The 13,500-nt window shown below is 53.1% G+C and carries 12 protein-coding genes; all 12 read left to right on the plus strand.

Annotated elements, in window-relative coordinates:
* The first annotated feature begins 204 nt into the window (after positions 1-204).
* The 12 genes from LQ229_RS19030 (at position 205) to LQ229_RS19085 (ending at position 13,497) form a co-directional block, all read left to right on the plus strand.
* Positions 205-822, plus strand: coding sequence for a glycerol-3-phosphate responsive antiterminator (locus tag LQ229_RS19030; RefSeq protein ID WP_230192581.1), 618 nt, complete (start codon positions 205-207; stop codon positions 820-822).
* Positions 823-1,006: 184 nt separating this feature from the next.
* Positions 1,007-1,813 (plus strand): HAD-IIA family hydrolase, encoded by an 807-nt coding sequence (locus LQ229_RS19035; RefSeq protein WP_230192582.1) that lies wholly within the window; start codon positions 1,007-1,009, stop codon positions 1,811-1,813.
* A gap of 39 nt (positions 1,814-1,852) precedes the next feature.
* On the plus strand, positions 1,853-3,196 hold the full coding sequence (locus tag LQ229_RS19040) for an ABC transporter substrate-binding protein (RefSeq protein ID WP_230192583.1): 1,344 nt from the start codon (positions 1,853-1,855) through the stop codon (positions 3,194-3,196).
* Between the two features lie 108 nt (positions 3,197-3,304).
* Positions 3,305-4,195: a sugar ABC transporter permease gene (locus tag LQ229_RS19045; RefSeq protein WP_230192584.1), complete on the plus strand. Its 891-nt coding sequence runs from the start codon at positions 3,305-3,307 to the stop codon at positions 4,193-4,195.
* Between the two features lie 67 nt (positions 4,196-4,262).
* Positions 4,263-5,066, plus strand: a complete 804-nt coding sequence (locus LQ229_RS19050; protein WP_216537714.1) for a carbohydrate ABC transporter permease — start codon at positions 4,263-4,265, stop codon at positions 5,064-5,066.
* Positions 5,067-5,161: 95 nt separating this feature from the next.
* Positions 5,162-6,049, plus strand: a complete 888-nt coding sequence (locus tag LQ229_RS19055; protein WP_230192585.1) for a sugar phosphate isomerase/epimerase family protein — start codon at positions 5,162-5,164, stop codon at positions 6,047-6,049.
* A gap of 1,237 nt (positions 6,050-7,286) precedes the next feature.
* A complete protein-coding gene (locus tag LQ229_RS19060) occupies positions 7,287-7,457 on the plus strand; it encodes a cytochrome c oxidase subunit 2A (RefSeq protein WP_216537662.1) in 171 nt (56 codons plus the stop codon).
* Positions 7,458-7,513: 56 nt separating this feature from the next.
* The gene (locus LQ229_RS19065; RefSeq protein WP_216537661.1) at positions 7,514-7,984 is read left to right on the plus strand and encodes a cytochrome c oxidase subunit II; all 471 of its coding nucleotides are present in this window, start codon (positions 7,514-7,516) and stop codon (positions 7,982-7,984) included.
* A 13-nt stretch (positions 7,985-7,997) separates the two neighbouring features.
* Positions 7,998-9,665: a b(o/a)3-type cytochrome-c oxidase subunit 1 gene (locus tag LQ229_RS19070; RefSeq protein ID WP_230192586.1), complete on the plus strand. Its 1,668-nt coding sequence runs from the start codon at positions 7,998-8,000 to the stop codon at positions 9,663-9,665.
* Between the two features lie 310 nt (positions 9,666-9,975).
* Positions 9,976-10,938, plus strand: a complete 963-nt coding sequence (locus LQ229_RS19075; protein ID WP_216537659.1) for an LCP family protein — start codon at positions 9,976-9,978, stop codon at positions 10,936-10,938.
* A 31-nt stretch (positions 10,939-10,969) separates the two neighbouring features.
* On the plus strand, positions 10,970-11,395 hold the full coding sequence (locus LQ229_RS19080; protein ID WP_216537658.1) for a CBS domain-containing protein: 426 nt from the start codon (positions 10,970-10,972) through the stop codon (positions 11,393-11,395).
* 155 nt (positions 11,396-11,550) lie between these two features.
* A complete protein-coding gene (locus LQ229_RS19085) occupies positions 11,551-13,497 on the plus strand; it encodes an amidohydrolase family protein (protein ID WP_216537657.1) in 1,947 nt (648 codons plus the stop codon).
* Positions 13,498-13,500 lie beyond the last annotated feature (3 nt).

A 13,500-nucleotide genomic window follows, 5' to 3' on the forward strand; every position in this document is an offset into this window, starting at 1 on the left:
ATACAGGATAAATGATGTGAAAAAGTAGACTGGGGACAGGGGAAGAAGATCCCCATACCCCAGCTTACTTTGGTACGTATGAACGGAGATGCACGAACTTAAAGGACGCCGTCAGGCGTTTTTCTTACCGTTCCATGTTGATATTCCGATAACAATTGTTTGGTATGCTGGTTGCGAAAGCGCAAAGAGGAGGGGAAAAAGTCAATGAGCTCAACCTTGTTGAAGCATATCGGTTCCAGCCCGATTATTCCCGCGGTGCGGAAACCGGAAGATTTGCAGGCGGCGTGCGCGAGCGACCGGCCGGTGGTGTTCCTGCTGACGGGCGATCTGTTTACGGTGGGGGACTATACAAACCAGGCGATTGCCGCCGGCAAAAAAGTATTTCTGCATGTCGATTTCATCGGCGGGCTAGGCAACGACACGATCGTGATGAAATATATTGCGGAGCGCGTGCGGCCCGCCGGAATTATTTCGACCAAGCAGCATTTTGTTAAGCAAGCGAAAAAATGCGGCCTTGCCGCGATTCAGCGCTTATTTCTGATCGATACGTCGGCTTTGCACCAAGGAATAACGAACGTGCTGCAAAGCGAGCCCGACGCCGTCGAAATTATGCCGGGCTTGATCCCCCGGGTCATTCGGGAGTTGAGCGAGCATTTGCCGATCCCCATTATCGCCGGCGGGCTGATCAAAGAAGAGGAAGAAATTCGGGCCGCCTTGGAGGCGGGGGCCAGCGCCGTATCGATGGGCAATAAATCGTTATGGGAGAGCGGCATCGTCCGGCAGCAGGCCCGCAAAATTAACACGGCGTTAACGCGGAGTTAATATTCCGTTGATCTTCTTCTGTTAAATTGGTTATGGAGTTGGAAATTGAATAGCAGGGTATGAGAATAGGAGAAAACCCTAGGTTGCCATGGAACTGAACCGCGCGCTCGGCTGGCGGGAACTTCGGTTTGTTGTGGGATAGGGTTTTTTGTGTTTGTTTCATGCCGAAGGAGTTGATCGGAAATTGCCGGAAGCAGCTGGCTTTCAAGCTTACTTTTTTGATTTGGACGGGACGATTTTTTTGGGGGACAGGTTGTTGCCCGGCGTGCGGGAGACGCTCGCTCGGTTGAGAGAGCAAGGAAAAGAGATGATGTTTCTCAGCAATACGACGACGAGGACAAGAACGGAATGTTTGGACAAATTGCGCGGCCTTGGGCTGGAGGCGTCCTTGGATGAAGTCGTGACGGCAGCTTACATGGCAGCCGTTTATTTAAGCGAACGGTCGCCCGCGGCGAACGTGCTTGCGATCGGCGAGCACGCTTTGTGCGCCGAACTGGACGAACGGCATGTGCGGCGCACGACGGATCCTGCGGAAGCGACCCATGTGCTGGTCGGCATGGACCGCCGGTTCGACTACGGCAAAATCCATCTGGCGATGACGGCGGTGCGCAACGGGGCGCTCTTGATCGCCGCCAATCCGGACCCGTACTGCCCGCTCGACGGCGACGCCGTTCCCGACACATGGTCGATGGTCAAAGCGATCGAAGCCGCCAGCGAGGGAACAGTGCAAACGGTCATAGGCAAACCGTCTGCTTATTATGCGAACAAAGTGCTGCAATGGGGGAATTGGCGGCGCGGGCACTGCCTGATGGTGGGCGACCGCTATGAAACCGACATGCTGCTCGGCATCGAGAACGGCATCCCGACCGCATTGGTCCTGACGGGCGTAACGTCCGCGAGCGATCTGGAGCGTTACCCGGACGAGCCGGATTACGCGATCGGTTCGCTGGACGAACTGCTCGCCTTGCAACCGCGGCGTTATAACGGTTGATTGCAAAATGACAGGAAACGAAAAAGGAGAGATGAAAGAATGCGTTCGTTTACGAAAACGATGTTGTTGTTATGTTTATGTCTTACATTGATCGCCGGTTGCGCCAAATCGGCGCCGACCGCGGAGCCGTCAAACGGTACGAGCGGCAATGCCGGCCAAGAGGAGCAGCAAGGCGCGAAGGAGGAACAAGTGGAGCTTACCTTCTATTATCCGATTGCCGTCGGAGGACCGCTTACCGCCACGATCGAAGGCATGGCCAAGGAGTTTATGGAGCAGAATCCGAACATCGTCGTGAAACCCGTCTATACGGGCAGTTACGCCGACACGACCGTGAAGACGCAGGCCGGCGTACAAGGCGGCAATCCGCCGGATGTCGCGGTATTGTTATCCACCGAATTGTACAGCATGCTCGATATGGATGCGATCATTCCGCTCGACGAGTTTATCGCGCAAGAAGGCGGGGACGCCTATTTATCCGATTTCTATCCGGCCTTTATGGCCAATTCGCAGACGGAAGGCAAGACGTACAGCATTCCGTTCCAACGGAGCACGATCGTGCTTTATTACAATAAAGAAGCGTTCCGAGCGGCCGGCCTCGATCCGAACAAGCCGCCGCAAACCTGGGAGGAAATGGCCGAGTATGCGAAAAAGCTGACGAAAGAAGGGCAGTGGGGCCTGGAAATCCCGGTTTCCGGATTTGCGTATTGGATGATGCAAACATTCGCTTTGCAAAACGGCAAAAACTTGATGTCGGAAGACGGCAAGCAGGCGTTCTTCGATACGCCGGAAAATGTGGAAGGGCTGCAATATTGGGTCGATCTGGCGAAAAAAGATAAAGTCATGCCGGAAGGCGTGATCGAATGGGGCACGGTGCCGTCCGACTTCCTGGAGGGCAAGACGGCGATGATGTACCATACGACCGGCAACCTGACGAATGTGAAGAACAATGCGAAATTTGACTTCGGCGTGTCCTTCCTGCCGCAGAAGAAAAATTACGGAAGCCCGACGGGCGGAGGGAATTTCTATATCTTCAAAGGGATCGACCGGAAAAAGCAAGAAGCGGCATGGAAGTTCGTCAAGTTCATGACGGAAACCGAGCGCGCCGCTGAGTGGAGCATCGACACGGGATATGTAGCCGTGAAGAAATCGGCGTATGAAACGGAACGGATGAAAAAATATACGGCAGACTTCCCGGCTGCGGTCGTTGCCCGCGACCAGTTGGAATATGCCGCCGCCGAATTGTCGACGCACAATAACGGCAAAGTGACCAAAGCGCTCAGCGACCAATTGCAAGCGGTCTTGACCGGCAGCGTCTCGCCTGCCGACGCGTTGAAGAAAGCGCAGGAAGAAGCGGACAAGGCATTGCAGCCTTTCAACAAGTAGGCGGCAGCAGCAGAGAGGGATACCGTTGCCGAGGCGCTAGTGCGCCCGGCATAAGGTTCCCTTTCCTTGTCTGAACATTACACCGGATTCGGTAGGGAGGTTATCATCATGGGGAGGAAATTTCGCATTCGCCTGCAAACGAACGCTTTTGCCTGGCTGCTGCTGCTTCCGTCGCTGTTCTTTTTATTTCTGTTTACGTTCTATCCCATTGCCCGCACGATTCGGCTTAGCCTGTTTCAAGCGGACTTGGCCACTCCGCTGCCCTTCTTCGTCGGATTGGAGAATTACGGGAATATGTGGAAGGATCAAGTGTTCTGGCAAGTCATGAGCAACAACTTATGGTTTGCGCTTGGAACGGCGCCGACCTCGATCGCGCTCGCGCTTCTCATGGCCGTTTACTGCAACAAGGCGTTGCGGGGCCAAGGCGCGCTGCGTACGGCGTTTTTCTACCCGACGGTCGTGCCTATGATCGCCATCGCCAATATATGGCTGTTTATTTATACGCCGGAGTACGGGCTGCTGAGCCGCGCGGTCAAGTGGATCGGACAAAGCGATGCGAACTGGCTCGGGACGCCGGAGCTGGTCATGTGGGCGATGGTGATTATGATCGTATGGAAGGAAGCGGGATATTTTATGATTTTTTATTTGGCCGGATTGCAAAATATTCCGCAGGACCTGTATGAAGCGGCGCAAACCGATGGGGTCGGAGCCTGGACGACGTTCCGCAAAATTACGTTTCCGCTTTTGATGCCGACGACGCTGTTCGTCGCGATCGTGGCGCTGACGAATTCGTTCAAATTGGTCGATCATCTGTGGATCATGACCAAAGGCGGCCCGAACAATGCGAGCAGCTTGCTGCTGTACTACATTTACGAAGCCGCGTTCAGCTTCTGGGATCAAGGGATGGCTTCCGCGCTGACGGTCGTTATGATCGCCGTGCTGCTGCTCCTGGCCGCTCTGCAGTTTTTCGGACTTGATAAGAAAATCCATTACCATTAACGCGCGGTTGCGACGGCGTCCAACGCCTTCCTTCGCACGGGAGGAGAAAAGCGAAATGTTATCCCGAATCTTGATGAAAATGAGCTATGTCTTCATGTATTTGATTGCGGCGATTTGGCTCATTCCGCTCGTATGGGTCGTAGCGACCGCATTCCGGCCGAAGGAATCGGCATTGTCGGCCGTCTTCTCGCCGGAGTTTACGCTGGACAATTTTACGAAGGTATGGGCGGCGGCGCCGTTTCCCCAATATTTCTGGAATACGCTCATCATTGTCGTCTGCGTATTGGCAGTGCAGATGTTTACGGCCACGATGGCGGCCTTCGCATTCGCGAAAGTGAATTTCTGGGGCAAGGGCGCCGTGTTCCTGCTGTTCCTGGTGCAAATTATGATACCGGCGGATGTGCTCATTTTCCCGAACTATAATGTGTTGAAGCAACTATCGCTGCTCGACACGAAGCTTGGCATTATGCTTCCGTATCTCGCTTCTTCTTTCGGCATCTTTTTGCTGAGGCAGATGTTTAAGACGATCCCGCCCGAGCTGGAAGAAGCCGCCGTCATGGAGGGCGCTTCCAAGTGGAGAATTATGTGGCGCATTTATTTTCCGCTCGCCCGATCCACTTATATCGCGTTCGGCCTCGTCTCGGTCAGTTATCAATGGAATAACTTCTTATGGCCGCTTATTGTCACCAACTCCGTGAACAACCGGCCGTTAACGGTAGGACTGGCGATTTTCGCGCAATCGTTCGAGACGGGAGCGCAATGGACGGAGGTCAGCGCGGCGACGCTTATGGTCATCGCTCCGCTTCTGCTCGCATTTATCCTGTTTCAACGGCAATTTATGAACAGTTTTATACATTCCGGCATTAAATAATTTGTCCACGGGACGAAGGAGTAGGCGAATCGATGTAGAATGTTCTTAAGATACAGCAAACGGGAGTGAACAACGACGAAATCAGGAGGTCATGTATGACATATCATAATCGTTATTCCGTTTCAACCTATGCAATGATCGAAGAACCGCTTGAGGATGCCGTCCATTGTCTTGTCAACGAGGGGTGGAAGGCGATCGAAATTATGGGGGAAGGCCGGCATGACGAGCTGCTGGAATGGCCGCAGGAACGCCTCCGCTCACTGCAAGAGATCGGGAAGGCAAACGGCATTTCCTGGACGATCCATACGCCGATTACGGCCTGCAATCCGGCGGCGGTTACGCTTGAAGAGGCGGCTGCCAGCATGAATATCATGCTGCGGACGCTGCGGATCGCCGATTTGCTGGGCTGCGATTTCGTCGTTCTCCATGCCGGCAGGCTGGACGATCTTGGAGAGGATGCGGCGCAACCCGCGGGGACGATCGGCGGGGAAGACGAGCTTGCTGCGGTGGAGCGGGTAGCTGCCTTCGTGCGCAGGGCGCTGGAAGAGACCGCCGGCTCGAAGGTGAAGATTGCGCTGGAGAACATTCCTCCTTACCCGAGGTCGCTGGGCGCGGACGTCGAGTTTCTGCTCCGCGTACTGGAACGGGTCAATTCGCCTCGTGCAGGCATCGTATTCGACGCCGGACATGCGCATCTCGTCGGCGAGGGATACTGCTTGGATGCGCTGCCACGGGTATTGCCGCATGCCGTCGCTTTGCATTTGAGCGATAATCGCGGGGAATACGACGACCATTATGCGATTGGCCTAGGATCCGTTCCGATCGGGCCGTTGACGGAGATGGCGGTGGAGTACGGTTATGCCGGCGCATGGATCTTGGAGATGCATAGCGTTGCGGATGCCGATGCGTCGGCGCGGGTGTTGGATCGGATGCGGACCGCTTCGATTGCGGCGATTGCCGACCGGCAGGGCGGGGAACGGTAGCATAAATGCCGACCGGCAGCGCGAGGAACGGTGGCATAGATAGCCGATCGACAGCGTAGGGAACGTAGCATAGATGGCCGATTGGCAGCGTGTGGAATGGTAGCGTAGATTGCCGACCGGCAGGGTAGGGAGCGGTGGCATAGATAGCCGATCGACAACGTAGGGAAAAGTGGCATAAACTGCCGATCGGCTCCCGCATGGTGAATCCGGGCAAGAGAATAGCGGCTGCGGGAATCTTCGTTTCGCGTTTGCAGTAACTGCAAAAATCCAGTTAATGGCGGCGAAATGACAATATTTTGATCGAATAACTGCAAATATCCAGTTAAAAAGCCTGATATTCTATAGAAAGGGCGGTTTATGCACGGAGTAACTGGATTTTCCAGGCTGTCGATAAACCCCGTTTTCCGCAAAGAGGGAGGCGCAAAAACCCAGCAATGACGCGATTTCCCATTCATAGTTTTTGTCCAAAAGCACTTTTTCAACAGCCTGATTTTCGCAGTTGCAACGGTAAAATGGGGCCAGTTAAGCGGTTATAACTGTATATTTGCAGTTGCTCGCGATGAATACGCTGTTACTGAGAGCAGTTTCAACAGCACTCAACAAAGACCAGGCCGGAATATCATCCGGCACCGGTCTTTTTTAATGTCCGGGTTCGGAGAGCGCTCGTACATGATTAATAGCGAACAAATGTACCTTATTAGTACTCGGAAATTCGCAAATGATGGAAGGAAACCGCTCTTTTTACGCAGATAGGGAACGAAATTGCTTTATTAGCGAATGTACATTTGTTCATAAGGTATATGCGTTCCTTATTTTCTTTTTTGACGCGAAATCTGGCATAAATAGGACCGTTTGATGTCTTGCTAAGGTTCTTTTGTTCCCAATCGGCTTGGACGCGACGAGGGTGATGCATTTACTGGACACGATGTGGGGGTGCATCGATGCGGATGGTGCATTTAATTGATGCGCCGCGGATGGCTCATTTCCGACGGAGAAGGCTTCGCCCGGGTCCGGAGGGGCGAACATATGACATCGAGTGAACCGCCATGGACGCCGCGCCGTCAGGCGTTTTCCTTGCACCGCCGGTCAAGTGTATTTATCACGCGGTAAAAGGGAATTTGTAACAAATTAGAAACAAATCGTCTGAGCGTTGTGATAAAAATCACATTTTCGTCAAAAAGCAAACTTTATAGTTATGTCAAGAGCAAACCTCACAAAACGTTAAGGAGGGACGAAGATGGCAAATCCGATCGTTACCGACGAGAAAACGGGCAAACCCGAGACGAAGCAAACGGGGACGGAGACCGAACATTCGTTGAAAGGAACGTTTGCGTCCGTCATGATCTTGGGCGCATTCATCATCGTCGCATGGGTGCTTGTATTCGTTCTGTTTATGGCCCGCAATTAACCGCGCAAAGGGGAACAATCGATTAACCAACGATTTTGGGAAAAGAGGGGAAAGCGATGCATATTCATCGACTGGAGAAAATTTGGCTTGGCTTCGGTGTTGCGATGCTTGCCGTGTTTCTGGTAGTGATCGGCATATCCGGCTTTGCCATGGGCATGAATCCGCCTTCGGGCCACGCCCATACGATCGATCCGCAGCAGGTGGACGTTACGCCGCCGTTTGACAAACCGGGGATTCGGCAAGTCGGAGACAAGGAATACGAAGCCGTCATTACTTCTTTCGCATTCGGATTCGATCCGAACGAAATGGAAATTCCCGCAGGATCGACGGTTCACTTTATCATCACGAGCAAAGACGTCGTGCACGGTTATCAGATCGTCGGGACGAACGTCAATATGATGGCCGTACCGGGGGAAGTGAACCACTTGTCCTATACGTTCGACAAGCCGGGCGAATACTTGATTCTCTGCAACGAGTATTGCGGCATCGCCCATGAAATGATGAAGGCGAAGATCGTCGTATCTTAACCGTAACGAAAGGATGAACAATGTGGGAGGGTTTTCGATGAAAGAGAAGCGATTCGATCCGAGAGACGGGAGCTTGGTGCTGGCGCATATCCTATTCGCTTTCGGGGCGCTGCTGGCGGGAGGCATCGCCGGCATGCTGCAAGGTCTGGTGCGCGGAGCGGGCTTGACGCTGCCGGCCGGAATCGGGTATTACCAGTTGCTTACGGCGCACGGCGTATTGATGGCGCTCGTCTTTACAACATTTTTTATTATCGGATTTCTCTATTCCGGAATATCGGCCACGCTGGGCGGGTCGCTCGTTCCGCTGGCCCGCAGGCTCGGCTGGAGCGGGTTCGTACTGATGTCCCTTGGAACCGTCGTAGGCGTGATTTGCATTCTGCTGAATAAAGCCTCGGTGTTATATACATTCTACGCGCCGATGAAGGCGTCGCCTTATTTCTATATCGCGCTCGCCTTGGTCGTCGTCGGAAGCTGGCTGTCGGGCTTCGGCATATTCGTCAATTACCGGTTTTGGCGCAAACGCAACAAAGGGAAAATTTCACCGCTATTCGCATTTATGACGGTCGCTACGATGCTGCTGTGGCAAATTGCGACGCTCGGCGTAGCCGTTGAAGTCGTCGTGCAGCTTATTCCATGGTCGTTCGGATGGGTTGAAACGGTCAACGTGCTGCTGAGCCGGACGCTGTTCTGGTATTTTGGCCATCCGCTCGTTTATTTCTGGCTCATGCCGGCCTATATTTGCTGGTACGTCGTCATCCCGAAAGTGATCGGGGCGAAAATCTACAGCGACGCGTTAGCCCGATTGTCTTTCGTACTGTTCGTTTTGTTCTCGATTCCGGTCGGGTTCCACCATCAATTGATGGAGCCGGGGATTTCTCCGTTCTGGAAATATCTCCAAGTCATTCTGACTTTCATGGTCATCGTACCGTCGCTCATGACGGCGTTCTCGATGTTCGCCACGTTCGAGATTTACGGCCGGTCGAAAGGAGCGAAGGGGCTGTTCGGCTGGTTCAAAATGCTGCCATGGAAAGACGTCCGATTCTTCGCGCCGTTTATGGGGATGCTGCTGTTTATTCCGGCCGGCGCGGGCGGCATCATTAATGCGAGCAATCAGATGAACGCGGTCGTTCACAATACGATGTTCGTCACAGGCCATTTCCATCTGACGGTCGCTACGTCGGTCGCATTAACCTTCTTCGGCATTATCTACTGGCTCATCCCGGTCGTGACCGGCAGAACGCTGACGCCGAAGCTGCATCGTCTCGGTATCGTACAGACCGTGATTTGGTGCTTCGGCATGCTGTTCATGTCAGGCTCCATGCATTGGATCGGATTGCTGGGCTCGCCTCGCCGCACCGCGACAACGGCGTACTATGACAGCGCGGCGGCTTCCGCTTGGGATCCGTACCAAATGGTGATGGCGATCGGCGGCGTCATTTTGTTCGTCGGTATTTTGCTCCTCGTTTATAATATTGTCGCGCTCATGACATCGCCGAAGGGAGAAACGGAATATCCGATCGGCGAACCGCTGGATACGGCGGCCGAAACGCCGAAAGTGCTGGAGCGCTGGAGCTTATGGGTCGGCATCGTCGTCGTGCTCATTCTGGTCGCGTATACCGTGCCGGTGCTGGATATGTTTGGCGGCTCCATACCGGGGTCGCCCGGATATCAAACGTGGTAATACGGCAATGAAGCTACATCCCGTCACGCTGTTAAGGCGCGGCGGGATATTTGCGTTATTGGAAATTTCATGCGGCCGGGTAAGGGACAAGACTAGCAATTTTGAAATGGAAGGGAGATTGCATATATAATAGAGATGAGAGGAATCATTGTCGCAATAAACGAAATCGATGAAATGCTGGCAAACGTTGCGGCATATAGATGTAGAGGGAGGTGGATTGCGACCTTTATTTAGCATTGTACCCATCAACCGACTAAAATAAATGCCGTCGATTCTATGGTACAATAAAAAGAAAAAAGGGAAGGCCAACATGAAAAACAAGAAATTATATATTATACTTCTGGTTGTTGTTTTGCTGGGAGCTGGGGGATATTTATTCCGTAAAGAACTGGCTGTATTAGCTTTTGATATATTTTTATCCAATCAGGTTGAGAAAAAACTTGAAAATTCTTTCCAACCGATCGAAGGACAAGAAAATGAGAAGAAGGAACCGAAGATCGGGCCTTTCTCCACGCTGTTGCTGGGAACCGACGCACGCGGCAACGAGCGAGGGCGCTCCGACACGATTATTTATACGGTCGTTCGTCCGGAAGCGGGGAAAGTGCTTATGATCTCCATTCCGCGGGATACGTATGCCGAAATTGTCGGCAAAGACAAAATGGACAAAATTAATCACGCTTTCGCTTACGGCGGCGCACAAATGAGCATCAACTCGGTGGAGAAGCTGGTCGGATATCCGGTGGACCATTATGCGACGGTCAATTTCGAAGGATTTAAGGAATTGGTGGACGCGCTTGGCGGCATTAAGCTGCCGATCGAGGAAGATATCGTCAATAAAGGGGCCGGCCACGAGAAATTTACGGTCAAAGCCGGCAAACCGCTATATTCCGGTCAGGAAGCTCTTTATTTCGTCCGCTATCGCGAAGACGATCATATCAACCGCGCAAGCCGCAATATGATTTTTCTGAAAGCGGTCATGGATCGAATGACGGGACTGGATCAAGTGACGAAAATTCCGGAATTGATCGAGTCGATGGGGGATAATTTCAAAACCGACATTCCTCCGAAGGATATGATTGAGATCGCGAAGAAATTTTATAAGCATACAGGTTACAACGTATATAACTACACGCTTCGCGGGGAAGGCGGAATGACTCGCGGCGTCTGGTATTACATGCCGGATGAAGACGATGTGCAATACATTCAGGAGCTGATCGCCAATTGGATGGATCCGAATGTATCGTCGCAAGACCTGATGCTTCCGAAAGCGTAACGAAAAAGCGTCATGGCGGGAGGATGAACGGATGAACATCGCTTTTTTCTTGCTTCCGAAACAAGAGGTCATATGTCTAACGTTGGACAGCACGTTGCGGCAGACGTTGGAACGTATGGAGTATCACAGGTTTACGGCTGTGCCGATCATTAACGATGCCGGCGAATACGTCGGGACGGTGACGGAAGGCGATCTTCTGTGGCATATGAAAAATTCGAACGGTAAGATTACATTTGAAAATGCCTCCAAGTTCTTACTGCAAGACGTGCCGTTAAATATGAGAAACGAGCCTGTGCGCATTGATGCCAATATGGACGACTTGATCAAGCTGGCCAAAGTGCAAAATTTCGTCCCGGTCGTCGACGATATGAACCGGTTTATCGGCATCGTACGGCGCAGCCATATTATCGAGTATTGCGAACAAATCGTATTTGCCAACTCAAGAAAATCGGGCTGAATATCCGCCCGGCAGCGGAAGCCGCATCGATGCAGATGCGGTTTTCTCTTTCTTTTTCTGCAACCTCCGGATATTTGACCTTGTCCCCGGTTTATGCGATATAATGAATCTATACCATATGGAAAATGTTGCTACTTTACCCATTGGGAGGTTATATGCAAAGACAAGGTCGTTTTACACGGAAAAAAAGCAGGAGGCCGGCCGTATGGCTTGCGGCGATCGTTTCCGTGCTTCTACTGGGCGGTATAGCGTATTGGGCATTCACGCACAATAATACCCGTACGAACGGAGAAGGGAATGTCGAAACGAGCGACAGGGTTGCGGCGCGGACGACGGCGAAGCTAAGCACGGAAGGCGAGGGGACGAAGGTGGAGCCGTCTTCGCCCGTCGCGGATGAACCGGCCGGCATGCCCGATACCGGCGATGTGAATCAAACGTACGATCTCGTCATTCGCAACGGACGAGTCATCGATCCGGAAACGCAAACGGACCGGGAAGGGTTGAATGTCGGAATCGTCGGCGGGAAGATCGAGGCGGTCACGTCCCAACCGATCGAAGGCCGGAAGTTGATTGACGCGAGCGGACTCATCGTGTCCCCCGGGTTCATTGACAATTTGTCTTACGATCCGAATCCGCTTGGGGTATGGAATAAAATTGCCGACGGCGTCACGACGAATATTGCGATGCACGGGGGCACGTCGACGCCGGTCGCGTGGTACAGGCATTACGAGGGTGAACGCCCGCCGGTTAACTTCGGCGCCTCCTTCTTCTATACGGAAGCGCGCAATACGTTGAAGATCGGCAGGTACAGCCGCGCGACGCCGGAGCAAATCGAGAAGCTGAAAGAGATGGCGGTGAAGGCGCTGGAGAACGGCGTGCTCGGCATTTCGTTCAGTCTGGAATACGTGCCGGGCATTACGGCCGAGGAAGTCATTCCGCTAATGAAGGTGGCGCAGCAATATAATGTGCCCGTTTATTTTCACGGAAGGTATTCGGATATGGAAGAGCCGGGCACGAATATCGACACGATGAACGAGCTGATCGGTTATGCGCGCGCTACGGGAGCGGCGGTTCATGTGGATCATATTAACAGCACGGGCGGTACTTTTTCCATGAAACAATCGCTCGCGATGATGGACAAGGCGATCGCCGAAGGGCTCGATATGACGGCTTGTACGTATCCGTACGATTATTGGGGAACGTATTTGAATTCGGCCCGGTTTGACGAAGGCTGGCAAGAACGGTTCCGCATCTCCTACGAAGATTTGCAAATTGCCGGAACGGGCGAACGATTGACGAAAGAGTCGTTTGCGAAATACCGCAAAGAGGGCAAATTGGCGGTTGCATACGCGATTCCGGAGCAGGATATTATCGATTCCTTCGGATCGCCGCATGTGATGATCGGCAGCGACGCCATTCTGGAACCGGGCCATAATAATCATCCGCGCGCGTCGGGGACATTCGCGCGAACGATCGGCCTGTATGTGCGCGAGCAACAAGTAATGACGCTTATGGACGCCATCGCCAAGCAGACGCTGCTTCCGGCGCAGCGGCTCGAGAAACAAGCGCCCGCGATGAAATATAAAGGGCGATTATCCCCCGGATCGGACGCGGATATCGTACTGTTCAACTTCGAAACGATCCGCGACCGCTCTACGGTCGAGCAGCCCGATTTGCCGTCGGAAGGCATCGAATACGTATTGGTGGGCGGACAAGTGGTGAAAGATCCCAGCAGTCTGCATAAAGACGTTCGCCCGGGCATAGGAATCAAAAGCGAATTTGTGCGCGTCGAGGAGGCCGGCGCAGCGGTCGATTGGTACGGGCTTAGCGTGCCGACGTTGGAATACCGCGGGCAAAGCTATTTCGATATTCGCTGGTTGGAACAGAAAGGCTATACGATCGCTTGGGATAAGCAGAGCCGGCAATATACGGCTGCGAAAGGCGAACCGGAAGAAACGCCCGCCGTTCCGCCACCGGCGCCGGAAGGCGAGTTGATATTGGAGCGCGGTTACCGGATGTCGGTTGGCGATCGGTCGTTCGAACTGATCTCGATCGGCGAGGAAGCGTTTGCTCCCGTAACGTTACTGCGGGAGATGCTGTAATTG

Origin of the sequence: Paenibacillus sp. CECT 9249 (assembly GCF_918697855.1) — a bacterium.
Classification (GTDB): domain Bacteria; phylum Bacillota; class Bacilli; order Paenibacillales; family Paenibacillaceae; genus MSJ-34.

Excerpts from the sequence above, each read along its gene's own strand:
- LQ229_RS19085 (WP_216537657.1), top strand. The coding sequence starts at position 11,551 with ATGCAAAGACAAGGTCGTTTTACACGGAAAAAAAGCAGGAGGCCGGCC.
- LQ229_RS19065 (WP_216537661.1), top strand. The coding sequence starts at position 7,514 with ATGCATATTCATCGACTGGAGAAAATTTGGCTTGGCTTCGGTGTTGCG.
- LQ229_RS19075 (WP_216537659.1), top strand. The coding sequence starts at position 9,976 with ATGAAAAACAAGAAATTATATATTATACTTCTGGTTGTTGTTTTGCTG.
- LQ229_RS19040 (WP_230192583.1), top strand. The coding sequence starts at position 1,853 with ATGCGTTCGTTTACGAAAACGATGTTGTTGTTATGTTTATGTCTTACA.
- LQ229_RS19045 (WP_230192584.1), top strand. The coding sequence starts at position 3,305 with ATGGGGAGGAAATTTCGCATTCGCCTGCAAACGAACGCTTTTGCCTGG.
- LQ229_RS19070 (WP_230192586.1), top strand. The coding sequence starts at position 7,998 with ATGAACAATGTGGGAGGGTTTTCGATGAAAGAGAAGCGATTCGATCCG.
- LQ229_RS19030 (WP_230192581.1), top strand. The coding sequence starts at position 205 with ATGAGCTCAACCTTGTTGAAGCATATCGGTTCCAGCCCGATTATTCCC.
- LQ229_RS19080 (WP_216537658.1), top strand. The coding sequence starts at position 10,970 with ATGAACATCGCTTTTTTCTTGCTTCCGAAACAAGAGGTCATATGTCTA.
- LQ229_RS19060 (WP_216537662.1), top strand. The coding sequence starts at position 7,287 with ATGGCAAATCCGATCGTTACCGACGAGAAAACGGGCAAACCCGAGACG.
- LQ229_RS19055 (WP_230192585.1), top strand. The coding sequence starts at position 5,162 with ATGACATATCATAATCGTTATTCCGTTTCAACCTATGCAATGATCGAA.